Source organism: Microbulbifer celer (genome assembly GCF_020991125.1).
In the GTDB taxonomy this organism is placed as follows: domain Bacteria; phylum Pseudomonadota; class Gammaproteobacteria; order Pseudomonadales; family Cellvibrionaceae; genus Microbulbifer; species Microbulbifer celer.
Genome location: NZ_CP087715.1, coordinates 556,407 through 581,324, shown reverse-complemented (window position 1 = coordinate 581,324; position 24,918 = coordinate 556,407). Strand labels below are relative to the sequence as shown.

The 24,918-nt window shown below is 56.0% G+C and carries 16 protein-coding genes; 2 read left to right on the top strand and 14 right to left on the bottom strand.

All coding sequences use genetic code 11. The annotated features are described in order from the left end of the window. The first annotated feature begins 47 nt into the window (after positions 1–47). The gene (locus LPW13_RS02230; RefSeq protein WP_230437823.1) at positions 48–965 is read left to right on the top strand and encodes a LysR family transcriptional regulator; all 918 of its coding nucleotides are present in this window, start codon (positions 48–50) and stop codon (positions 963–965) included. Positions 966–1,006: 41 nt separating this feature from the next. Next, on the top strand, positions 1,007–1,555 hold the full coding sequence (locus LPW13_RS02225) for a cytochrome b (RefSeq protein ID WP_230437822.1): 549 nt from the start codon (positions 1,007–1,009) through the stop codon (positions 1,553–1,555). 75 nt (positions 1,556–1,630) lie between these two features. Here LPW13_RS02225 and LPW13_RS02220 read toward each other — a convergent pair whose 3' ends face one another. From LPW13_RS02220 to LPW13_RS02160, 14 genes are all read right to left on the bottom strand, one after another. Continuing rightward, the gene (locus LPW13_RS02220) at positions 1,631–3,385 is read right to left on the bottom strand and encodes a DEAD/DEAH box helicase (RefSeq protein ID WP_230437821.1); all 1,755 of its coding nucleotides are present in this window, start codon (positions 3,383–3,385) and stop codon (positions 1,631–1,633) included. 398 nt (positions 3,386–3,783) lie between these two features. After that, positions 3,784–5,013 carry a capsule biosynthesis protein gene (locus LPW13_RS02215; protein ID WP_230437820.1) on the bottom strand — a complete coding sequence of 410 codons (1,230 nt, stop codon included), beginning with the start codon at positions 5,011–5,013 and terminating at the stop codon, positions 3,784–3,786. A gap of 186 nt (positions 5,014–5,199) precedes the next feature. Further along, positions 5,200–6,231: a phytanoyl-CoA dioxygenase family protein gene (locus LPW13_RS02210; RefSeq protein ID WP_230437819.1), complete on the bottom strand. Its 1,032-nt coding sequence runs from the start codon at positions 6,229–6,231 to the stop codon at positions 5,200–5,202. Between the two features lie 54 nt (positions 6,232–6,285). After that, positions 6,286–8,349, bottom strand: coding sequence for a capsular polysaccharide biosynthesis protein (locus LPW13_RS02205; RefSeq protein WP_230437818.1), 2,064 nt, complete (start codon positions 8,347–8,349; stop codon positions 6,286–6,288). Continuing rightward, the gene (locus LPW13_RS02200; RefSeq protein ID WP_230437817.1) at positions 8,340–9,353 is read right to left on the bottom strand and encodes a glycosyltransferase family protein; all 1,014 of its coding nucleotides are present in this window, start codon (positions 9,351–9,353) and stop codon (positions 8,340–8,342) included. The genes LPW13_RS02205 and LPW13_RS02200 overlap by 10 nt, the downstream gene beginning before the upstream one ends. A gap of 121 nt (positions 9,354–9,474) precedes the next feature. Then, the gene (locus tag LPW13_RS02195) at positions 9,475–10,992 is read right to left on the bottom strand and encodes an MBL fold metallo-hydrolase RNA specificity domain-containing protein (protein ID WP_230437816.1); all 1,518 of its coding nucleotides are present in this window, start codon (positions 10,990–10,992) and stop codon (positions 9,475–9,477) included. 42 nt (positions 10,993–11,034) lie between these two features. Beyond that, positions 11,035–12,957: a glycosyltransferase family 2 protein gene (locus LPW13_RS02190; protein WP_230437815.1), complete on the bottom strand. Its 1,923-nt coding sequence runs from the start codon at positions 12,955–12,957 to the stop codon at positions 11,035–11,037. Positions 12,958–13,442: 485 nt separating this feature from the next. After that, on the bottom strand, positions 13,443–14,786 hold the full coding sequence (locus LPW13_RS02185) for an alginate O-acetyltransferase AlgX-related protein (RefSeq protein ID WP_230437814.1): 1,344 nt from the start codon (positions 14,784–14,786) through the stop codon (positions 13,443–13,445). A gap of 43 nt (positions 14,787–14,829) precedes the next feature. Further along, on the bottom strand, positions 14,830–17,787 hold the full coding sequence (locus tag LPW13_RS02180) for a glycosyltransferase (RefSeq protein ID WP_230437813.1): 2,958 nt from the start codon (positions 17,785–17,787) through the stop codon (positions 14,830–14,832). A 46-nt stretch (positions 17,788–17,833) separates the two neighbouring features. Further along, positions 17,834–18,751 carry a hypothetical protein gene (locus tag LPW13_RS02175; RefSeq protein WP_230437812.1) on the bottom strand — a complete coding sequence of 306 codons (918 nt, stop codon included), beginning with the start codon at positions 18,749–18,751 and terminating at the stop codon, positions 17,834–17,836. Positions 18,752–18,806: 55 nt separating this feature from the next. After that, on the bottom strand, positions 18,807–20,438 hold the full coding sequence (locus LPW13_RS02170) for a hypothetical protein (RefSeq protein ID WP_230437811.1): 1,632 nt from the start codon (positions 20,436–20,438) through the stop codon (positions 18,807–18,809). Between the two features lie 151 nt (positions 20,439–20,589). Continuing rightward, positions 20,590–22,872: a hypothetical protein gene (locus tag LPW13_RS02165; protein ID WP_230437810.1), complete on the bottom strand. Its 2,283-nt coding sequence runs from the start codon at positions 22,870–22,872 to the stop codon at positions 20,590–20,592. Between the two features lie 58 nt (positions 22,873–22,930). Further along, positions 22,931–23,056: a hypothetical protein gene (locus LPW13_RS18130; RefSeq protein ID WP_268932666.1), complete on the bottom strand. Its 126-nt coding sequence runs from the start codon at positions 23,054–23,056 to the stop codon at positions 22,931–22,933. 37 nt (positions 23,057–23,093) lie between these two features. Then, positions 23,094–24,488 (bottom strand): glycosyltransferase family 4 protein, encoded by a 1,395-nt coding sequence (locus LPW13_RS02160; RefSeq protein WP_230437809.1) that lies wholly within the window; start codon positions 24,486–24,488, stop codon positions 23,094–23,096. Between the last annotated feature and the right edge of the window lie 430 nt (positions 24,489–24,918).

Genomic DNA, 24,918 nt, shown 5'->3' with positions numbered 1-24,918 from the left:
TCATATTTTTTGCCCACAACTTGAATTTACCTAAAGTAGATTGATCGATGATCGAATTCAGACACCTGAAGGCCCTCGCGACACTGCGGGAAACCGGCAGCATGGTGCGCGCTGCCGAGCGGCTGCACCTCACCCAATCTGCCCTCTCCCACCTGTTCCGGGAGCTTGAAGACCGCCACGAGCAGACCCTGTTTGTGCGCAAGTCCCGCCCGTTGCGCTTTACCAGCGCCGGACTACGGCTGCTGCAACTGGCGGATGAGGTATTGCCGAGAGTCGCCGTGGCTCAGCGGGATCTGGCACGGCTGGCATCCGGGAATGCGGGGCGGTTGAATATCGCCATCGAATGTCACAGCTGCTATCAATGGCTGATGCCAACGCTGGACGCCTACCGCGACGACTGGCCGGAAGTGGAGCTGGATCTCTCCAGTGGCTTCAATTTTGCACCGCTGCCAGCACTGGTGCGGGGAGACCTGGACCTGGTGGTAACCAGCAACCCGGACGAGTCCCTGAAGGGCATTCACTACGAGCCCCTGTTCAGCTTTGAGATGTGTCTTGCCATCAGCCGCAAACATCCGCTGGCTGAGAAGAAGTGGGTAGCGCCGGAAGACCTGGCCGAGGAGGTACAGATCACCTATCCCGTAGAGCGGGAACGGCTGGATATTTTTCAGCACTTCCTCGACCCCGCGGATGTGGAGCCCGCGTCCGTGCGCACCGCGGAACTGACGGTGATGATGGTGCAACTGGTCGTCAGCGGGCGCGGTGTGTGTGCACTTCCTAACTGGGCGCTTTACGAATACTTACAGAAAGGATTGGTTGCTTCGCTTAGACTGGGGAAAAATGGACTTTGGAGTACACTCTACGCAGCGGTGCGGGAGGAGATGCTGGAGCAGGCATTTTTACAGGACTTCTTCACCACCGCGCGGAATACCTGTTTTGCCAATCTCAACGGCGTACGCAGTGCATAAACTGCAGTTAATAAAAACGTAATAATCACAAGGAGAACCCTATGGCATCCACACCCAACAGCTGGAGCAAGTCCATCAAAACCCTGCACTGGCTGATTGCCTTCTTTATTCTGTTTGCGTGGGGCTCGGTCGAGCTGCATGAGTTTTACGAGAAGGACGACCCCATGCGCGGCTGGTGGATGGTGCTGCACTTCTCCCTGGGCTTCTCTGTGCTGCTTCTCGGCCTGTTCCGCCTCTACTGGCGTGCCACCCACGGCCGCCCCACTCTTCACGGCAGCGCCTTCCAGAAGCCAGTCTCGCTACTGGTACAGAGCCTGATGTACATCATCATGCTGGGCATGCCCCTGACAGGCCTGTTGATGCGCCAGTTTGCGGGGCGGGATACCACTCTATTCTGGCTGTTCGACCTGCCGAGCTTTGTCACCAAGAATATCGACCTGGCCAAGCAGCTGGCATTTTTACATAAAGAGTTTTTGTGGAATGCGTTGCTGGTATTACTGGTGCTGCATATCGGTGGTGCGCTCTGGCATCACCTGATCATCAAAGACAATACGTTGCGGCAGATGTTGCCGTTTGGGAAAACCAAATAAGTTAAGTACACAGAAACAAGAAAGGGCACCAAATAGGTGCCCTTTCTGTTTTACGCGCCGGTATGCGAAAAACCGTTAGTCGCGCGGTTTCTTCGGCTTGCGCTTTTTCGCGGCGAACGGCGGCTTGCCGCCTTTGCCGCCACCGCCTTGCTCGGTGAACTTGGCAATATTCATCGGTCGGCCGTTTACCCGTACCTTTTTCAGGTGATTGAAAATTTCCTTGGGCATGCCTTCCGGCAGGTCCACGGTGGTGTAATCGGGGTAGATTTCGATACGGCCAATGTGCGAGCTGTCGAGATCCACTTCGTTGGCGATGGCACCCACGACGCTACCCGGACGCACGCCGTGTTCGCGGCCTACTTCAATACGGAAGCGCTCTTTGCCTTCGTCCGGCGGGCCAACGTGCTTCTGCTTATCGAAGCCTTTCTTGTCGCGCTTGTTGCGTTTGCGATCATCAAAGTCGCGGTCGCCGCGGTCATTGAAGTCGCGCTGTTTCGGCTCACGCTCGTCCAGCAGTAGCGGCTGGTCGCCCTGGGCCATGGAGGCCAGTGCGGCGGCTACGTCCAACGGATCCACTTCGTTTTCTGACAGATACTGGTCTACCAGATCGCGGAACGGGGCCAGGTCTTCGCGACCATCCAGCGTCTCGGTAATACGCTGACGAAATTTTTCCATGCGCGAGGCATTCACGGCCTTGGCGGTGGGCAACTCCAGACGCTCGATCGGCTTCTTGGTGGCACGCTCGATCACGCGCAGCATACGGCGCTCACGGGGCGCTACGAACAGGATGGCATCGCCTTCGCGACCGGCGCGGCCGGTTCGACCGATACGGTGGATGTACGCTTCGGTATCGTAGGGAATGTCGTAGTTGATCACGTGGCTGATGCGCTTCACATCCAGACCGCGGGCGGCCACGTCGGTGGCGACCACGATATCCAGTTTGCCTTTTTTCAGCTTGTCGATCACCTGCTCGCGCAGGTTCTGTGCCATATCACCGTTCAGGGCAGCACTGGCAAAACCGCGGGCGGCAAGCTTATCGGCCAGCTCTACGGTGGTGTTCTTGGTGCGCACGAAGATGATGGTGCCGTCCACCGGCTCTGCTTCCAGAATCCGGGTCAGCGCGTCCAGCTTGTGCAGGCCGCCCACCGGCCAGTAGCGCTGGCGGATGGTATCGGCGGTCTCAGTTTTGACCTTGATTTTCACGTCCACCGGGTCGTTCAGGTGTTCGCGCGCGATGCGGGCGATTTCCTTCGGCATGGTGGCGGAGAACAGCGCGATCTGGCGCTCATCGGGAATCTGTTCCAGTACCCACTCCACGTCGTCGATAAAGCCCATGCGCAGCATTTCGTCGGCTTCGTCGAGTACCAGGGTTTTCAGGCCGGACAGGTCCAGGGTGCCCTTGCGCATGTGGTCCATCACCCGGCCCGGGGTGCCCACAACCAGTTGCACACCGCGCTTCAACTGCTGGATCTGGCCGCGGTAGTCGGCACCACCATAGATGGGCGCAACATGGAAACCTTTGAGGTTGGCCGCGTAAGACTGGCAAGCCTCGGCCACCTGGATGGCCAGCTCGCGGGTGGGTGCCAGTACCAGGGCCTGGGGACGCTTGCTTTTCAGATCCAGGTTCGCCAGCAAAGGCAATGCGAAAGCGGCGGTTTTACCGGTACCGGTCTGGGCCTGGCCCAGTACATCGCGCCCGTTCAACAGTGACGGGATGGTCTTTTCCTGGATGGGAGACGGGGTTTCGTAACCCAGTTTGGTAACGGCTTCGAGAAGTTGCGTAGGCAGGCCCAGCTGGTCAAAACCAGCAGGTGCGGAGTTGTCGGTCATATTGAGTTCACTTGAATATACATAGGAGCCGAGTCGGCGCTTACCCCATGGGGATAACCATAGCGCACGACTGAAGATTGCTGGGCAAGGCGAAGAAGCCCATTAATAGCACCGGCTATTGCAAGCTCATTCAACTCAGAGACAGGGGCCTGTGGCGAGGAGGTCTGTTACCCATTTGACTAATGTCCCGCTCGGGGGCCCGTTGCAGGCGCGTGGCCGTTTTTGGGCGTGTGGGGACAAGAGGCTGCGCAGTCTACCAGTTTGACGGAAGAGTGCCAGTTTAATTTTTGATCGATCCGGGAATTGTGTCATGCCCGCCCCGGATCGAGTCCGGGGTGACGTTTGATCCGGGGCCGGGATGACGGTGTCTTGAGCGGGATGACCGGGGTGAACTACCGTCAGGCCGCGACGTATTCTTTCTCTTCTTCCGCCTGTGGCACAGGCTCGAGATCGGAAGCCAGTACCGGCGCCATACGCAACCAGGCCTGCTCTACCGCATAGTCCATATCTTTGACAAAGCTGCCATCCAGCTGGGTGCGCTCGTATAGATAGGTGCGGAAGCGCTGGAAGAACTGAGGATCTACCGGATCAGCGGCCTGCCAGAAAGTGCTCAGCGCGCCCTGATGGGTGAGCCCCGGCAAATCGTACAATGCACGGCCGAGCGCGATGGTCGGCGTCTTATGCAACAGCCCGGAAATACCGACCGTGCTGTTGATCGAAATCAACCCTTTGGCGTGCGCGAGCAAGGTAGGCAGGTGCAGATCGTGGCAGTAGACCACACGGCCATCCAACTGATGCTCCCGTACCAGCCGTTGGATCACCCCCCCATAATGGCAAAAACCCCGGTCCATCGGGTGGTGCTTGATGACCAGCAGTTCATGCTCCGCAGCACCTTCAGAAAAGGAGCGAATCACCTCGACAATAGAATCGTCGATGCTGTCGTAATCCGAGTGTTCGCGGATCTGGAAATCGTCCTGGGTCTGCAGGGCAAACAGGTAAAACTCACCGCTGTGACGTTCCACCAGAGACGCGAGGTATTTGCGCTGGCTGATTTTGTACCAACACTTACGTACCAGGCTCTTCAGCCAACAGCCCCCCTCCTGCAGCCAGGTGCGTGGGCGATGATGGCGGTAACCGGGAAACTCACGGCAGAAAAAGCGCGCCACCAGATAATACGCAATCGCAAACCTGGCCCGCTGCCAGAAGGTCTGGCCAACACGCACGCTGTGAGTGCGGCCGTGCGGGCGATACGAGTCGACCGCTTCCGCCGACCAGTCGACACCGGAAAAGCCGTTCACGCCCCCCTGCTCCAGGGTGACAAAGTCCGGTCTCAGGTAGCCTTCTTCAAAGGCCCAGAAGGAAATGCCCTGCGCTTCGCACACGGCGCGCGCTTCGCGGTGGTAATAGCGACAGTCGCCATACACGATGACGGCATGGATATCGTGCTGACGCAGATAGCCGGCGAGATACTCTGGCCAGCCCGCGGGCCCACCGGTGTAGTCCACCTGATGGTCGGCCCAGCCGTACAGGCGGTCCCCACCGTTAAAGTTGATCTTATGTGTTTGCAGCCCGCGCTCGGAGTAATACCGGGCGCAACGCGCAAAGAAAGGACCATGCGGTCCTTGCAAGAATACGACCCCTGACATTATTCCCCACTAGGCTCCACAGCAAATTTTTGCTGCCCCATGGAGCATCCCTCATTATTATGTGTGGATAAAGCCCACACCTTGTTCAAATCCTAAACGTGCCAGACTATACAGAAACGGCACTGGAGTGTCTTGGGCTAAACGGGCCAAAGCCAGCGCAAAAGCGGTTCAGCGGGAAAATCTTCCTGCGAAATTGCGCTGCTCGCCACTCGCCAGCTTCGCGCGGTCCAGCTTTGTCAGCACTTTCGACCACCCCCACTCAAATGCGCTTGCGGTCGCTTTCGGCCACGGGGTAAACAGCGGGTTGAACGGGTTGTCCCGCGCCTGCATCCAGACCGTCATACGGTGCGACGGTTCCGAAGCCTCCCCACGACTGTGGAAACCATACACATTCGCCACCACCAGGGTATTGGCGGGCACCCGGAAAGCCCTGGGCTCAAAGCCCATCACCTCAAGGTCCGCCGCACTTACCCGAAAAGAACCATCCCAATATCGGCCCGGGTCGCGCCGCGCCCCTTGCTTACAGGCCTCCAGGCTCTGGCGATACTCCCACTTCAGCCGCCGCCAGCTCAGGCGGTGGGAACCCGGCACATAAATAAACGGCCCGTTGCTCTCGCTCGTGGCGTCAATATATAACCAGCCTTTTACACATGGATGAAAAGTATCCGCGTGTAAATCCCGCTGCGGGTCTGGCCGCGGTGCCACATTGGCGTGGTTACACAGGTTTTCCACGTAGTACAGTGGCCGCCGATTCTTGGACGAGCAATACCGCATCAGCCGGTCTAAACCGGGGTTCTCCACCAGCGCCCCCATGGCAGGCATCTGCGCGCGCTCCCGGGCAGTAATGAACACCCGCTGGGTCAGTGTGGTGCCCTCCACAAACTCCCGGACCTGGCCCGTATAGCTCTGCAATTCGCGCGCCAACTGGTTGAAATCGCCCTCCGGCAGAAAGTTGTGCTTGAGGATAAAACCGTGCTGGCGAAAATGACGCCGATCTTCAGCCGACACCAGAGGAGACAGCAGTAATAGCCGGAAGCGGAAAAGTCCATGAGCGATCACTATTCGCACGACGTGTAAGCCGCAGCGGTTCAGCCAATAGCTGCCGATTATCGGGTTATTTTTGAAGCTTTTGCCCCACGACAGCAGCTCCAGTAGCCATTTCGGCAATAAATAGAATTTCTTGAAGAATCGGACGTTCACGTGATACCCAGTCGTGATTATCGTTTCTATGGGATGGCGTTCGGTGCGGCCCGTTTAGCGTCTAAAAAACCGATTGCGCACCTTGCGGTAAATAGACTGCCGCCACCCACCATCATTCGCGGCCGACCTTTGCGCCTGCAGTATCTGCACCGCCGTCTCTACATCCACAATATCTCCACTGTGCGGATCCACATACGAGGGATACAGAATCAAGGTTGCCGCCACCAGCTCATCCAGGGTCAGCGTGCGGCCGCGGGCTCTCTGGCAACGGCGCACAGCGGCCAGCTCCTCCAGCCCGCCCTGTTGCGGGCTCAGTAACCGGTCCTCGGTCAACCCCCAGCCGGCATAGAACGGCAGCCCATAGGTGACAACCCTGACTCCTCGCAGTAGCGCCTCAAAGCCACTCAGCGAGCTCAGCGTGTGCACCGCATCCACTTGTGCCAGCAGCGCCGGCATGGGCGCATCGGTTACCAGTTGATCATAAAGATCACCATCAGGCACCCCCAACTCTCCCACGCGGCCACCAGCCGTTACATCCGGGTGCGGTTTGTAGACAATGTACGCATCGGGATTTGCACGGCGCACCTGCGCCAGCAACTGACGGTTGGATTTCAACCATGGGGAGCCATGGGCAATCGAGGCATCCGTCTCAACCTGACCGGGTACCAAAATGGTGACACGGTCAGAGGGAAACCCGAAGTCGGTCGCCGTATTTTCGGCCCCCACGTTGTATTTACTCAACTGCCGGGTGACCAGGAGCTCGCGCAGGTTTGCCGCCCGGGTGCGTAGTTCCCCGGTGAACACCGTCTCCCTCAGCAGGGTCTCCAGCGCCGATGGCTGCGAGGCATCGTAGTAAATACCCTGCTGATCCAGCACCAGGGATAAAGGCCGCACCAGGTCAGAGCCGAGCCCCACCGAGCGCAAGAAACCGTCTTCCAGGCGCCACAGGCCCAGACCGCGCTTACCGCATTTGGAGACAAGACCTTCAGGCAAACTGCTGGCCCAGGCCGCAATCCGGGTACCTGGCGACAGCGCACCCAGCGCATCAAACTCACGGCGCACAAAGCGTAGGCGCGTTGGCCGCGCAAGAAAATCCGGCACAAAGCCGCGCTTCCAGGGCGAAAACCCCAGTGCCAACCACGGCCCGCGCAGGCGCTCGGCCTGACGCTTCTGTTCAGCAATCAGGCGGATGGTCTCCTCCAGGGTACAGCGCCGGCCGGTATACGGGTTGATATAGCGACAGTAGCGCAAATAAGCAGCGGTAAAAACCTGCTCCAGCGAGCGCGGCGCGCCCCGGCGCGAGCAGGATTGAGTATCTTCCGTCAGCCCCCATCCGGCATAAAACGGCACACCGAAACAGCGTACCGGCACCCCGGCAAGTAGCGCATCAAACCCATACTGACTGGTGACCACATACACCTTTTCCACCGCATTCAGCAGTGCCCAGGGGTTGATGTCTTCCGACCACAGCCGACAACCGCGCCGTTCTGCCGCCTGCACCAGGTAACCGCGCTTTTTCCCGACAATGACATCCGGGTGCACTTTGACGACAATCTCAGCATCCGGATTTTCCGCAATCGCGGCATCCAGCATGGCGATGAAGCTATCGGCATCGGCGCCACCATAAGTCACCGCCGCATCATCAAAAGTCTGATCCACCACCAGAACCCGCGGTCGCTCGTCCGGCCAGGTGACGGGGTAATCCGGTGCAGTGTTGTACTTGGACAGACGATTCTGGCGCAGCAAATCCATGCACCGGCGCGCGCGGGTCAGTTCGTCATGCGCAAATGCCGCATCCAGAATCAACGATTCCAGATCGCTCGGCTGCGTGGCGTCGTAATAAATCCCGGAGTGATCCACCACCAGACTGTGCAGCGGCGCGCCATCCACCCCGAGACCGAACGAGCGCAGAAATCCATCTTCAAGACTTACATAGGGCAACCCCGACTGCGCAGCAATTTTGCGCGCGCGCGCCGCCGTGGGCTTGCGCCCCCAGCCCGCAATATGGGTGAGCTCCCGCGGCGGGCGCGACACAAAATAGCGGCTGCGGGCTTCCAACAACGCATCGAGGTAGGGAATCCGCTTCGGGCCACGCACGCAATAACCAATTACAGACATCCGCGGGCCTCGCTCAACATCCGCGCCCGCATCGGCGCGTTCTCGGCCAGCTGCAGAATGCCATCTACCCAGGCATCCTGTTCCATCGGCAACAACAATCCATTCTCCTTATGGCGGACCACACCGCCGTACACCGTCCCCGCCGCATAAATACCCACGGCACCGGCCAGGGTGATATCCAGGAATTTGGTATGGGAACGGGCGCGGTTAAACGGACTGTCCAATAACGGGGCCAGCCCGATAGTCCGCCCCGGTTGCTGCAGCAGCGACTGATACGCATCCCACTTCATCGGGTGCACGACATGCACCCGGGGCAGCCCACGGAACAGGCGATTGACGCGGGCGTTGCCGATCACCTCAAACACAATCCGCGCATCCGCCGCCAGCACCCGTGCAATCACCGGACGCAACCACTTGAGATCTGCGCCGTGAGAGGCGGAGCCGTGATAAAAAAGCGTGACCGACCCGGAGCCCTCGCCCTGAAAGTCCGTTCGCTGCGCCAGAGGCGCGAGCGCCGCCGGTACCTGCGGCGCCAGCAACTGCGGCTGCCACTGCGCATACCGCGCCTGCAGATACGGCGTAGATACCAGCAGCTTCGCGTCCATATCACGCAACCAGCCCTGGTGCCGCCAGCTCAGGCGCAGCAGCTTCCACTGGTAACGCAGGGGCATACGGGAGAAGGAGGACCAGCTGAACAGGTCGTCATCCATAAAGAAGTGCACACCTGCGAGCTTGTCGCGGTTAGACGCAATCAGACGGCGCCAGGCCGGGGGGATATAGCGGACGAAGAGTATATGGGCCCCGCGCAGTGTACCGGGCTCCGGCACGTCAGCAAAACGGTGGCGCTCTACGGTGTGGCCCTGTGCATGCAGATAGGGCAGCACGAAGTAGTCGGAGGATGGATTGGCGTTTTCCTCAACCACCATCCAGTGCCCTTCAGATTTGGCACACGTGGCAGATGTGGGAGAGGCGGCAACTATCAACGCATTATCACTTTCTATCAAATTGATAATTCTTCTGGTCAGGCGCAAATGGGTGCCGATTATGCCAAAACTGGCCCCGATGTGCCCGCCAACACGTACTACATCTCTCTCTGCGGTGAATACCCACTTATGCCACAAGCGCTCACCGCGGAACAATCACACTCCCCGCCAGCTCCTCCCGCTCAATTTCGGCCTTCAGTGCCGCCTTGGCCCGATCATCCCCGTGCACCACCCGCACGCACTGTGGGCGTTTTTTCATTTTGCGGATAAAACCCAGCAGGTCATTTTTATCCGCGTGGGCGGAGTAGCCGCTGATGGTCTCCACGCCCGCCGCTATCCGGTAACGCTGCCCGTCCAGATCCACATAGCCATTGCGCGGCCCGTAGACTTGAATATCCCGCCCCGGCGTGCCCCGCGCCTGGTAGCCCACAAACAGAATGTTGTGGCGTTTGTCTTCCAGCATCGCCTTCAGGTAGTTCACCACCCTGCCACCACTGCACATACCGCTGGCCGCAATCACAATGGCCGGGCGCCGGCTGCTGGCAAGCTCCGCCACCACCTTGCGGTGCGCCTCGTGGTCGTCCACCGTAATCAGTTGCTCAAAACTCAGCGGGTGGCGGCCGCGGCGGAGTAACTGCCGGGCCTCCGCATCCCAGAATGGGCGCAAGCGCCGGTAAACATCGGTAAAACGGCTGGCCAATGGTGAATCCACAATCACCGGCAGATCCCGCCAGGGATTGTCCGCGCGATTGTCATGACCCTGGCTGTGGATAACCCCTTCCAGCTCATACAACAGCTCCTGCGTGCGACCGATACTGAACGCCGGGATCAGCACACTGCCGCCATCTGCCAACGCCTCCTCAATCGCACGCTGCAAAATACGCACCCGCTCCTTGCGGTTCTGGTGCAGCCTGTCACCGTAGGTGCTCTCGATCACCAGCTCATCGCAGCCCCAGGGCGCCTTCGGCGCGTACAACAGCGGAGTATTCGGCGCCCCCAGATCACCGGAGAATATGATGCGGCGTTTCCCGCCCCGGGACCGCGGAGCTGTTTTGAAGCTGAAGGCTCCAGCTCCGCAATCCAACTCGCACTCTACATAGGCAGAACCCAGAATATGCCCCGCGCGCTGGAGCCTTACACTAAGACTAAGACTACAATCCGAATCCTCTATCACCGGCTGCCAACAGTTATAGGGCAAAGGCCGCAACTGCTTCTGGACATAGCCGATGAATTTCTCGATCAGCGCCCTGTCCCGGGTAAAGCCAATTTTGAGCGCATCTTCCAGCACCAACGGCAACAGCTCGGCAGAGGGCTCGGAACAGTAAATGGGCCCGCGGAACCCCGCTGCAATCAGGTAGGGAATCCGACCCACGTGATCAATATGCACATGGGTCACCACCAGCGCACGCACTGTGGTGATATCGAATTCAATTTCCAGGCTATTCTGCCCACGGCCACCGGGCGACGTCTCTGCGCCCTGGAACAGGCCGCAGTCGATCAGGATGGAATTATTGTCGTCTGCGAACAGCTGGTGGCAGGAGCCTGTGACACCGTTTACCGCACCGTGGTGGGTGATGTGGCCCGGGTGGAGTGTGGGAGCCCGACCCCTCTCCTCGTGGCTTGAGGTTTGCGGGCGAGATGAGATTGTGGTTTCTGACATGGCCAAATCCTTTTGGTCCCTTTTGTTTGCGTAATTTGACCGCTACCGGAACAGCGGAATATCCCGCTTCTCATTCAGCCCCAGCGAGAAATCCTCTGCTACGTGAGTAAGAAAGGGGCTGTAATAGGGGTCCCGCCCGGGATTATCGAGGTATTCCGCCCAGGCCTTGCGCAAATATCTGGATTCGCGATCAAACCTGGCCCGCTTTTCCCGCGTGTTGTCGATACCACGGCTGATGGACTCGTGGTGATACAACCTCGCGTGGGGCGTCCAGATATTGCGGTAGCCGGCTTTCCGCACTTTCAGGCAGAAGTCTACATCGTTGAATGCTACCTGCAGATGGCGCTCGTTCAGCCCGCCTACCGCCTCGAACGTCGCTTTGCGCACTAACAAACAGGCTGCAGTGACAGCAGAGAAGGCCTGGGTAGACTGCAGGCGGTTCATGTACCCGGCCGCATCCGCTGGCAGAAACTTGTGCACATGGCCCGCGAGGCCGCCGAGGCCCACAACCACGCCGGCGTGCTGGATACGGCCATCCCCGTAAAACAGCTTTGCCCCCACACAGCCAACCTGCGGGCGGCGCGCATGGCCGACCATTTCACTCAACCACTCCGGGTTGATCACCTCAATATCATTGTTTACCAGCCCGACTATTTCGCCGCGCGCATGTTCCACGCCGAAATTATTGATCGCCGAGTAATTGAAGGGCGCGTCGTATTGCAGGATACGGACGTTGGGCAACGCCGACAGCGCCTCGAAATACGCCAGCGTCTCAGGCTCCACACTCTGATTATCGAGCACCAGAATCTCGTAATTGCGATAGGTGGTTTTCGCCAGGATGCTATCCACGCACAGCTTCAATACCGGCAACATATCCCGGGTGGGAATCAGCAGGCTGACCAGCGGCTCCTCAGCCCCCACCGGCCAGTGCACTGAGGGAAGACCGCTCTCCGACTCGCTCTCCACAGTCACGCCCTCACAGCCCGACGCCTCAAAATGCGCGGCAAGCAGTGCCAGGTACCGCTCAGCGCACAGCGTTTTCTGAGATTGCTCCACAAATCGATGGAAGATCATCCGCGGAATATGCACCACAGGCGCCTCGCCCGGCTCCGCCAGCCGCTCGATCTGCAACAGCAGATCCAGGCTCCAGGCCGGGTCGGTAAAATCGATCGCGCGCAACGCGGGCAGCGTACTGGCAGTCAGCAACAGGCAGTCGCCAATATAATTCCGGGTATAGAGCAGATCCGGATTCCAGCCGGGTTTGAACTTCGGCGCAGCACGGCGCCCCGCCTCGCTGATGGAATCCTCGTCGGTATAGATCAAACGCGCCGAAGGCACGTGCGGCAATACCTCGGCAAAACAGTGCAGCGCCTGCTCGGATAACACCCCGATTGGGGGGCAGAGAAGCACCGCATCTGTTTCGGGGAACTGTTCCGAGAGCACCACACTCTCTGACGCTTCCACCACAGAAACCCGGGAGCGACGTTCGGCCAGATCGTTCACTGCCGCGCGGCTGGCGCCATCCAAATCAGCAGATATCAACAAGTAAACCGAAACACGACCTTTGCCGATATGCCGCTGGGCCGCAACGGACTCCAACGTTCGGGGAAGCCTGTGGACATCGCTCTTGGTAACGACTGGCATAACCACAGCAAAGCGAACAGAATGAGCGGCCGACGTGCGCCGCGGCCATAACGCCGGCTCGATACGGCGAACCCACTCGCCATAGGAGACGCGGGCACCATTGGGGTGGAAGGTATGATCGTAGGCCACCCAGCGTTTTACCAGTTGAGACGGAACCGGCAGGTAGCGACGGGACAACCGGGAACCCATGCGGTTGAGGGCGAAAGGGAGTGAGACGCGCACCAGGGAGAGTTTGCGGATGGTGATGGCACCACTACAGCACATGGGGGAAAATCGCAGCTCTTCGTCACCGTGGCGGAGCCAGATCAATCGTTTGGCCAAGCGGCCGCTACGCAGTGGTAACCGCATAGTACGCGACCGCCCCGTACTAACACGGGTCAACTTAAAACCACCATCCATAAAACTCTGGTCAGATTCGACCTCGACTTCGGCCATATACCAGCCGCGGGTCAGTTTTTGACCGGGAACTTCGAATTCTGGATGACCAGGCTTTTCAGGGAGAACCCCCACGCTACCATCGGATTCATAAACCAGCGTATCTGAAGCAGAACAGCTTCTAACAACCGGACGCAGGTCAACCCGGGAAAAATGAGGAATGCCTCTACCCAACCGCTTTACCTGCCCCAAAAGTTGTACCTCGTCGCTGCCGTAAAAAATCTTGATGCGCTCGAAAAATAGCCGCCGATTGTACCAAATTTACAAGGCTTTACCTGCCTAATAATGCGAATGGCACCCTAATTCTGCTCAACATGTAAACAAGCCACCGTTAGGAAAACAGGCTACATATCGGAGAAAATTAGAACAAATCAGACTTTCGTCGTTAGTAGGCACGAAAATACCGACGGTATATCGAAATTCAGACAACCATCGGGCAAAGAACAAGCAGCTTGATGCTTTTTTCGGAGGTCTTTCAACTGCGTATCCGAGAGTAAATCCAACTTGGCATCCATCTCGGCTTCCAGGTCATAAGTCACAACCGGCGCCCGGACAACAAACCGGCCATTTGTCTGCGCCAGGACATATTCGGGCTTCTCTATCTCCAACAGACCGGCATCAATGCTACCTGCAGAGTGCACAAAAATCAGAGTGGAAAAAATACGAGCCGCATAGTTGAAAAACGAATAACTGGAAGAAGAACCAAAGATCACACATTTGGTATTCAGTAGTGCACCTTCATTGAGGAACACAATCACCCGGCCCAAATTTGGCAGATGATTGTCGTACACCACCCACTTCTGGTAACGCACTTTCGTTAAAAGCCATTCAGGCGCTCGGCGAGGAGGGTATAGTTTATTTCCCAGATCCCCACCGCGCACAGACTCTTGATACACATCCGACTCGAAAACTCGATCAACGGCTTCCATATCCAGTCCGAGGGCTTCGAGAGCAGCCTTGAACCCGACCAAAGCACCCTTGGGAGACCAGTGTGTATCGCATTTTCTGAACGGCTGCTCCTGCATTGCACGCATTTGTGAGACCGGATATACCAATTTATGTTCCGGCTTCGACAGTCCCGCCACTTGTTCAACCGGCGAAGTCCTGCCTTTTTCGTGTGGATAGAACTCCGGCAGCACCATCTCTTTTGATGGCGCGATCAACAGCGTGTGCCTGATATTCTGCTCAAGCGCCAGCGAAGTAAATGCGCTCAAATAGCTTTTCCATTCCTTCAGCGCGTTTTTATCCAGCAACAAGTTACCCTGGTATTGTTCAACACTTTCATTCGTGTCGTTGTCCAGATAAAGCCACCCTTCGTCACCTTCCAGAATTCTCAGGCTGCCTTCAATACGATAGGAAGCTGCATCAAAGTCTGTGCCGCCCACCTCAAAGCCGAAGACTCCGGAATCCTGCTTTAACGCAAAGGTATGCCGAAACCCACAGGTTAACTGAGCGTGCCCATCCGCAGATTCTCCGAGCACCTTTGTTATCACATCTGCCCGCTGGCAGTTTAACGGAAGGTAGTGTTTTTCTCCGTTCAGCTTCAGATACGGAACCGCCTCGGCTCCGTCTTTCACCAAAACCCATCCCTGAAAAACCAGGCCATCAGAAAGGGAATCGACCGTACACGCCTGCCCCTGGCGGGGAAAATCCAGGCACCAGCGAGACACCTCGGAAGTATTCATTGAATGCTGAACAATGGAAATCTGATACATACAACGCTTCAGCCGAAAAAACGGCACCGTTTTGTTTAATTCTCTATACAGAAGGCGCTAGAGATTTAGCGCGCTCCAATACCGCAGCAAGTTGACGCTGCATTATCTCTTCGCTGAAATGTTCGCGCACCCGCCGCTGGCCGGCTCTGCCTAGCACTTCCCGTAGCTTTTGGCTTGCCGCCAATTCAGCGATCCGGTCGACAACGGCGTTAACATCCCCAAATGGCACAAGGTAACCGGTTTCCCCGTCGAGAATGACTTCCGGCAGCGCTCCCCATTGGTAGCCGATTACCGGACGGGCAGCAGCCATAGCTTCGAGCGCGGTCCGTCCGAACGACTCCTGAAACTGCGACAGGTTTACAACGATATCTACCTCAGCCAGTACCGCTTCCGGATCTTCGGCATACCCGTAAAATACGAGATTCTTGAGTAGTGGCGAAACACGCTGTCGTTCTCGCAAATTTGCAATGTGCATATTTTCTGGGCCAACCAGAAAACACCTTACTTCAGGTATTCGCGTTGCGAGCAGCTCAACCAAGGCGACAAAGTCGTTCAGGCCCTTTTTCGGCAAATTGCTGCTCAACATGGCAACCCGAACCGGCTGCTCCACCCGACGCGGGCCGGCTTCAGCCTGAATCCGCGTGATTTTACCGCGTCGAATGATATTGGGAACCAACACTGCCTCAGGTACCGAAATCGACCGTTTTACGATGTCAGAATTGACCATCACAATATCCGCCAGACTCCGGACTTTTGCCGCAACGGCGTCAGCATCCGCTCCCAGAATCTGACACAAGGAGGTGTCTGCCTGAGGTATCTCCCGCACATGCACCAGAGAGGGGATGCCCATTTCCCTCGCTGCCAGCAACGGCTCCTCCAGAACCGATGTATTCGCCAAAACCGCTTGAATATTGTACTGCGTTAGCAGGTCAGCAAAGTGGCGTTTAGTCTCAGTGCAAGGGGCTCGAGTTCCAAACCACCACCCATACGGCAATACCACTACGGTATGTGCACTTGACCTGACTGCCTCAAGGTACTCGCTATTCACCGCGCTGGGCAACGTCACTACCACCTCGACACCCAACTGGCTCAACGCATCCAGCACGTCCAGCAAACTGCGCTCGGCCCCGTATAACTGGGTACCCGCCTGGTGTGCACAAACCAGCAGGCGAAAACCACCAAAGGGCTTAACGCAGTCACCGGAGAATATCGGGTGAGCCTGATACCCAAGGTCTTTTCCGACGCTGAGATAATGATAAAGGGGGTTCAGGCCTGAACTGTACACCTCCGGGTACTTGCGCAAATAACCAGACACACTGAAACCCGGCCCGGGGTCGCGCCCTTCTGCCAACCCCGTTTCCCAGAAATGTTCAAAAAGATCCACAGGGCAGTCACATACATCCGGGTACTGGCGCAAGTACCAGGCGCTATTGAACAGGCCGGATTGCTGTACCTGGTCCCGCGGGTCCAGGTCAACGACCGGTTTGTCTTCCCGGCACATTTTCGCCGGCGCCAAAAATGGGCGGCTATCGGGATTCTCGGCCAGGTACAAATCGGACGCCTGAATCGCACGCGCATGCCACCGCCGCGCTGCATCCTCGTAGTCCTTGCGCAGCCCCCCGTAGCGCGTGACCAGATGCGTATCGCTACGCCGGCTCAATGAACCGCTGTCAATCCGGCCGAATGCCAGAGGAATTCCCTCGCACACTTCCGTAATCGCGCCTTCACCAAATACAGAGAGGATACGATAGTAGTACTCAGTATCCGCATTGACCGACACCCGGTCCCAGTATCCCAGCGTATCCACAACTGAGCGCCGCACCATCAGCGAAGAAACGTTTCGGTAAACCCAGCTGTCGTCAATGTGCCAGGCACCAAACTCGAGTGACTCGGTGGCCCGCACCCAGTGGCTGACGGAAGCGACTTTATCGGGGGCCTCCAGTAGCGCCCGTACCTGCAATTCAATTTTTTGCGGGTGAGACCAGTCGTCGCTGTCGTGTGTGGTGATGAAATCGCCTGTAGCGGCTACCAACGCCGTGTTACGCGCCGCATATGCGCCGTGATTTACCGAGTGAGAAAGCAGGCGGATGTTTAGCCCCGCGCGAACCCCAGTTTCGCTCACGAACGCATCCAGCACCTGTTGTGAGCCATCCGTACTGGCATCGTTAACCACCAGTATTTCCAGATTACGCCAGGTCTGCTGGCAAAGTGCGCGCAATGCCGTCTCGATCGTGCGCTCGGCATTGAACACCGGCACCACCACAGATACCCGCGGGGCGTCCACACTCCCTGCCGCGGTTAAATCACTACCCGCACGCAGGTTATCCAGTACCAGAGGCTCCGCAAGGGTGCACCCGATCGACACAAGATTCCGGGACTCAAACAGTTGATTGATTGCCGCCAGCTTTTGCTGGTCTGCCGCCTGCCGCTCCCCACTGTCTGCAGAAGCGCTGAACATATTTGCTCTTGCGAGAAACAGTGCCGGGTGCCCGGGAAAGCGCGCCTCCAGCGCACCGAACGCCCGTCGAGCAATCTCCACGCGGCCGCATTGCAAGGCCGCATACAACATCAAGTAATACGGGCCAGCATGAACGGGATAAGGTGCAGTGGAATCGAGGAATACGAGAAGGTAATTGACGGCACCACGCCAGTCATCTCTGGCAGCGCACCAGCGCGCCAGGCTCCAGGCGGCGTAGTAACGCTCCTGATCAGATGCCTCTCGGGAACGAGTCAGTGCCTCCAGTCGAGGTAGCATCAGCGACTCGCCCCCGCGCATCAGATGATATTCCCAGGCTATTGCCCGGTTGCGAGCCGGGAGGCGCCCCTCGTGGCGGCCGTGATTGACATAGTGCGACCATGGGTCAATACCCGCCTGCGCAACATCCGGATAGGCCTCCAAATACCAATCAGCGTCAAAGGGCTCGCCACCTGCGCGGTTGCTATGCCCGAAGATAACCGGAAGACGTTGACTGGCCCAACGCCAGAGGCGTTTCAGGCCCATTTAACTTGCAATCTATTCATGCCTTAATACCTACACGCTTTACCGCTCAATACGGCATCGGCATGCGGCCTTCCTGTTTTCCTTTCATCAAATAATGTAGCAAGGGATTCATCCCACTGGCCTTCACTTCCACGTTGCTATCGAGATACCACTGGCTATCAAACCCGAAGCTGGGATTACGCCCTTCAAAACCGCCAAATTTAAGATAATGTAGCGATGGATGTCTCGCCGCCTTCACATCGTCAGCAACATCCAGATAGGTACGGAGATACCAGTCCGCATCAAACAGCCCAGAGGCTTCAATCACTTTCAAAGCATGCCGATGTTTGCGCAAATCTTTGGCATACTTTCCAAGAAAAAATTTGCTCGACAACCCAGCTCCCTTAATGGGAATAAAACGTCCAATTCCGCCGAGTGCGCCCCAATACTTTTTCTTTCGCTGCGAACGTTCGTTCTCTGTCCTCTGATCCTCCAGCAACTTCTCCTTCTTCAGCAATTCGCGGGAGCATTCCGCGAGAGAACGTCTGGTACTTACAAGGCTGGACTGCAAAGTTTGCACCTTCCGGCACATCAAAAATCGATCTGCTTTCAGCCTTTCGTTCTCTTGCCCCAGGCTGTCCCTCTCCTTCTCCACAAGAGTCAGACGTTTTTCCAACGACTGGTAATCTGGCGTCTGCTTAAACTCCTGACCGGTATCGAGTGCTTGTTGCAACTGAATTTTTACGGCTCCCAGTACCCCCTCAAGCTGCTCGATTCGGGTAAATGCATCCTGCAACGAAAACTCACCCTCTGCTATATTCTGGCCATTCCCTTCAAATGAAGCAGCCAGTGTTTCCCGCCCAAAATTGGGGCCGCCGAGGAGGCTGTGCTGTACATTTTGCGCTTGCTCGGAGCTCCGACCGGGAGACTCGCTCCCGTCGCACTCTCGCTCGCCATACTCTGAATGACTCTTCATTTCTCCCAAGCCTTTATCCAATTCCCCAGCACAAATTTACACCGGGCGCAGCCAATAAAACTATCTAGACCGCCATTTCAACACCCAACTCTTCGAGCTTACTCAAAAGAACCACGTGACTTAAATTACGATGGCGCTTGCCCGATTTTCTCCAGTCCGAAGAACGTCCGAGAACGCCAAGGCTTCGAGAAGAAAAATAATCTCCCACAAGCTCAGAACTTTTCGCATACTCCAGTTCTGCGTGCAAAAGCTCATCAACCGAACCTTTTTCATCCCCACCCCATGGATATGCCACCAATTCTGGCGATTCGCCAAAGAAAACTTTCACTTCTTCATTCTCTGGCCACTCGGGCTTCCATTGTGAGATATGGGATCGCATTCGCTCGACATCTTCAACGGGAAATGACTTCCAATCCTCATCAAAAGGTACACTAAGGATTTCCGGATCAAGCAACATATAGTAAGCAAGATGCAGGTATCGCCTGGAACGGGCAACAGGTGACAACTCTGCGTACTCACGTAGTAAATCTGAAGAGATCAAAGGGGTGATCAGACACGCCTCGTTGGACTTATACCAATTACGCCCAACGTGGAAACGGCATCGAAAATCCAGGTAGTGATCGCCGGCAGAAAGATAACCGGCACTTTCCAGGCAAGATCTATAGTTATCCTTGATGGAAGAGAATAAACATTGATCTCGGAAAAATTTATTGTACTTGTCGATATATGGAAGAAATTCACCACCATAATAATCTCGTAACAGCCCACCACCGCCCCCATGCAGCCGAAAAGTCTTTGGGCGATAGCGAAACCTAGAAAAATAGGTTTTATGATAAGCGCCAAGGCTGCCGTACAAGTACAGCTCAACCTGCTCAAAAGCTGAAAGGCGCTCAACATTGGCCTGCCTGTTCATAGCTGGCGCCAATGAAAAACCATACTTTTTTGCCAGCTGGCCAGCGATCCGATAATCATTTCCAAGAGAGGGGTTTGATAGGAAATTGATACCGGAAATATCGACGCCCGAACTCAGAAGCAGCGCCAACAGCAGCCTTGAATCAGCCCCCCCTGAAATCTCAACACTAAAATCGTAAGAGTGGTTATCAGCCAGGCCACGCAACCGCGCCTGCCACTTGACTATATTTCTCTGCAGTACATTTAAATTGGGCATCTCCCTGTTTGAGCGATATTTCTTATCGAAAGAAGGATACCGAGATTCAACAGAGAAAACACCGTCAACAATACGCAACTGCGCATTACGTGGCAGCACCTTGATCTGCTGCACTACGCTGTTATGAGAGATCAAAGTCTCGCCGAAACCTCCAGGAAGGAAGAACGACGCGGCCGAACCTGGATTCAAATGCAATTTAACGTCGTGAGCAGTCAAGTGCTCGACTAAAGCCAAGAAACTATTACTAAAAGCCCAAATATTATCGACATGATAGTAAAAGATCACCTCCTGGCCACAGTCATCCGCACAAACTTTATATGTATTGTTTTTCCTATATAGCAGCCAAAACCGCCCCTCGCTCAAATCATCCAGACTATACAAGGAATTTTTTGAAAGAAAATCAGCCAGGCCAGCTTGCCCTACCCCGATCGAATCATGAGTATAGAAAATTCCATCGAAATACAGATCAGGAATACTATCTGAAAAGGTCGAATAGACCCTGATACCTGGATATCTTGCGTAACTCATGTGTAACCTTCGAGGAGATTCAGCCTACCAATATTAAAGGTGCCAGAACCGATTAACGGCCACCATCCACGGGTAAACCATACGAGCCTCCCAACGGTTATCAAGAAAATCGCCAAGTAGATAGTGACTTCGATAGTACCCAACTAGCCGGTCAGTATGGGGTGGGTGTACGCCCTTCCTGCCGCCCCATACTAACGTAATGCACCAAAGGGTTTATACCGCTGTCTTTAACGTCGGGGTTGCTATCCAGATACCACTGACTATCAAAACCAGGTGAAGGATTGCGTCCCTCATAACCACCAAACTTCAGATAGTGTAACGAAGGATTGCTAGCTGACTGCGCGTCCTCCGCTACATCAGGATAGGTACGGAGATACCAATCCGCATCAAATAAACCGGATTGTTCAATTTGCGCCAAGGCCTTCCTTGTTTTACGCAGCTTCCGAGTTCTTTTACCCACTGGCAGGCCAATGGATCTGAACGACCTGTCTTTGATTGCAAGTTTACTGTGCGTGGCGCGCTCCAGCTCGGCTCTGACCGAAAGCAACTCCGCATCCCGCTCTTCGAGCAACTGAGTAAGCAGGGCCAGCTCCTGGAAGCGCACCTCTACCTCAGACTTTGCCGCGGCCAGTTCAGATTCCAGAGACCTGGCCCGAGCCTCCGAACGCAACTGTTCCTGCGTGATGGTGTGATGGGCCTGCTTTTCTTTTTTCAGCTGATGTTCCAGGGCCTGTGCCCGGGACGATAACTGTGCAAGATAGTGTTTGGTTTCCTGCTCACGGTCACTGTACTCGGCAATACTTTTTTCCGCCGCACGGAGTGCTTCGGTAAGGCCTTCCGCTTGTTTTTGCACTCCTTTGTGGATCGCGGCTTGCGCTGACAATTCGTCGGTAAGCCGGTCAATTATTGCCTGCTGGGCACTCGTCGCCTGCTGCTTATCCCGGTCGCTCGCGTCAAGTTGTGCCTTAAGATCCGTGACCTGCCTTTCGAGATCCCGGATACGCTGGTTTGCCTGCGCTTCCTTTATGGAAAAAGCCTGTGCTTGCGCTTCGCCCTGCGGCCCACCTTTTTCAAGTAGCTCCGTCATTACCGCAATTTCACCGTAGCGCTCATCTAGAACAGACTGGCTCTCAGCAAGATTACCTTCCAGTTGTTGAACACGCTCCTCCAGCAAGCGGACATGTTGCGCTTCTTCCTGTGCTTGAGCGCGCTGCACCTCCTCAAGCCGGGTCGCCGCTTCGCTTACTGCCGCTTCCTGCTTCTCCAGCTCACTTTTGAGCCGCTGGACCTCAGCCTCGGCACTCGCCAACTCTTGACTGCGAGCATCCTGATGGTGATGGGCACCAGCAGAATCATGCAACTGACCCGCAGAGGACACTTGCAATTGAATCAGCTGCTGATTTCGCTCATTAACCTGCAGGTATTGCTCATCCAGGCGCTGGCGAAGCTGTGCCACTTCGCCCTTGAGTTCATCACGAAACTCCTGCAGCAAACTAACCCGCTCAGCCAGCCGATCACGCTCAAGCGCGTGGCGCTCAGTGGCCAGCTCCATACGCTGCTCAAACCCGGCTACCTCCAGCTGTTTAGCCTCTAGCTCAGAGCGACTGGACTCGTAGCGGGTATTGAGCTGATCCAGTTCGCGCTTGTGCTCGACAAGGCTTGCCTCAAGCGCTTCAGCCTTGTGCAAGTACTCCTGCGCCTGTACTGCATCCTTACAAGTGCGCCCCAAGCGGGCAAATACATCGCGCACAACCTGATGCGCGGAAGCGGATTCGCCCTGGTTGACTAAGCCGGCAAGCAACGGCGCCTGTTCGGAACCGACAAAAATGGCACCCAGCCCCTCTCCATGATGGAAAACAAACGTAGGGAATCGTTTAGACAGCGCCTCGAAAGCCCTAAACGTCTCGCAGCTTGGGTCCCGCCTGGAAATGCCGCGCACCAGTACAACGCTCCGAGAAGACAGTTTGAAGTGCCACCGCGCAAACAGACTTTCAAGGTCTTCTTCCGCGGTAGGATTCAGTAACAACAAATCCACACTGGCATCTTCAAACCGGCTCGCTGCCTGTACCGTTGGACTCCTCATCAGTGATGAAAAGCTATCGAAGTGCGCATCGTGATAGGAAGAAACAGAATCATCATCTACGGCTTCGTCACCACCCTGCCCATTAAAAGTCGCATAGCAGCGTGTGTTCAGCCCAAGCCGCTGAACCGCCTGACACAGTGCAAAATGGGAAACACCAGACTCTAACCCCAATGTTACCGCCGCCTTCGGCTGAAGCGCCTCTACCAGCCAGAACAGAAATGGCACCTGCTCCAGCCAGGATGAGGGGCGCAAGTAATCTGGCTTCCAGAACATGGAGCTCTGGGCAAGAGAGTTAATTGCTGGTTTTATCGCCAGGTCGGCTTGGATTTTTGTGAGTTCTTTTGTCGACATGTATTACTGCTCGAAATCTTTCAGGATAACAATATGGTCTTATGTTGCGCTATAGCCACTATACGGATCTGCGGGTCAGGCGATCCAAGCTCTTCTCATAATTCAGATATTCCAGGTCGAAGCCGTACTGTTTGAACCAGGCTTCGCCGACATCCCGCTCTTCCCGGCAAATGGTATCATCCATCCACACCTGAGCAGAGCTACTGGCGGAGGCCACTGTCTTACGGCAGCACCACCTCTGCTCCGATAAACGAGACCCGACGCTTGTGCTCATCCTGCACAAAGCAGCGCACTTCATAGCGCCCCGGCCCGGGCAGTGAGATCTCGCGCTGCGGCTCCGGCCGATACATGAACTTCTCGACGACTTCACCATCGCGGAAAAGGTACCAGGCGAAGCTCAGGGTTTCAGGCCGCTCACAGCGGTGCCCAAGAACCAGCAGGTCTGGCCGTTGGCGGGCGACATCCAGCCCCCGCAGACGCAACTCCAGAAACTCACTTCGTGGAACCGGGGCCCGAGGATCAGCCTTGTGGGCCTCGACTACCAAACGGTAAAAACCCAAGAGGTGCAGGTGTGCTTTATTCGGATTGAAGAGCTGTTGGGTGATACGCCGCCCGAACAGCCCCAGCCGCCGGCGGTTCCGAGCCGAAGTCATCAGCGTATCCAGATCCCGCTCCACGGCACCAGCTGAGTAGCCGTCCGCCTTGTCACCGACGCCGCCGAAGTTGGTGTACACTGCTTGCTGCCAGGTATCGGGGGCCACGAGGCCGCTATAGCCCTTGCTGCCCAGAGCGATGGCCGGCACACCACAACTCATGGCCTCCAACGCACAGCGTCCGGGGACAATCACCGCGTCGCTCTGTTGATAGGCATCCCGTAGCGCCTCCCCCTCCAGCCAGCCGGTAAAGCTAACGCTGTTGTCGCCGCGCAGCTGTTCCACACATTGCGTCAATTCCTCCTGCAGCGTGCCCTGCCCCACTACCTGCCAGTGAATACGACCAGAGTAGCGTTCAGCAGCATGTGCCACGGCTTTGTAGAATATCTCCAGCATAAAGGCCTTATCATGATCAAGCCGGGTGACGAGAGAAATAGTGACTTTGCGCCCTGCCTTAGCGGAGCGCCGAGCTGGCTTGAAGAGCTGAACATCCGGCGTATTAGGTATCACATGCAACTTTTCCGGTGCTGCAACGCCGCCTTCCTGAATCAGGTACTGGCGAATACCTTCGGAAACCGTGAACACCCCATCGAGTTGGCCTATGGTGTCCGGCAACGCATCAACATACTTACCGTGCATGGTGACCACACAGGGCAAACCGAGGACTTGCGCAGCCATCATGCCCAGCTGACGAGAAGCAAAGGGATGGGCGTGCACCAGATCGATGGGGTGCTCGGCGTGCAGGGCTTTAATAGCGAAAAACACACTGGAGAACGAAGGCAGAGAAAAATCAGCTTCAATCACCCCAATGCCTTCAGCCAGCAACCGATCCCCAAAGGGCCCAGACTTGCACACTACGGTAACTCGATGCTTTTTCGAGACCATGAAACGAGAGCTAGAGATCACATTCTCATGCAGACCGCCGAGTGGCGCATTAAAATAGACAGGAATGAGTATGTGCATTTTTCCACTTGCTATTCATAGTCGACATTTCGCTAAGGCAAACTTATCAGACATTAAACTTCAAATTGTAAGGACTCTGCCACGACAAGACTTTATATTTACACAGCCACAGCTAAAGAATCTAACTCGACTCAAAAACCCCACTTTAGACACCTGACAGGCGGCGCAAGAGGCATTTTATATAGTAATTGATTCTATAGATTCGTTTCTCCACCAAGCGCAACTGAAAAAAACTATAAAGTTCCGAATAAACAAATACACCTACTGGTACTCACTTACCACTCCCAGCACCTCACTTAAACCTCAAGAAAGAACGCGTTGCCTACTTTAATTTACTAAACTCAACACTACACATCGAAGCAAAACATTCAGCCAATAAAAAAATTCTTCGCATTCTACTTTTTAGATGAAAAACAGCTCTCACCAATCT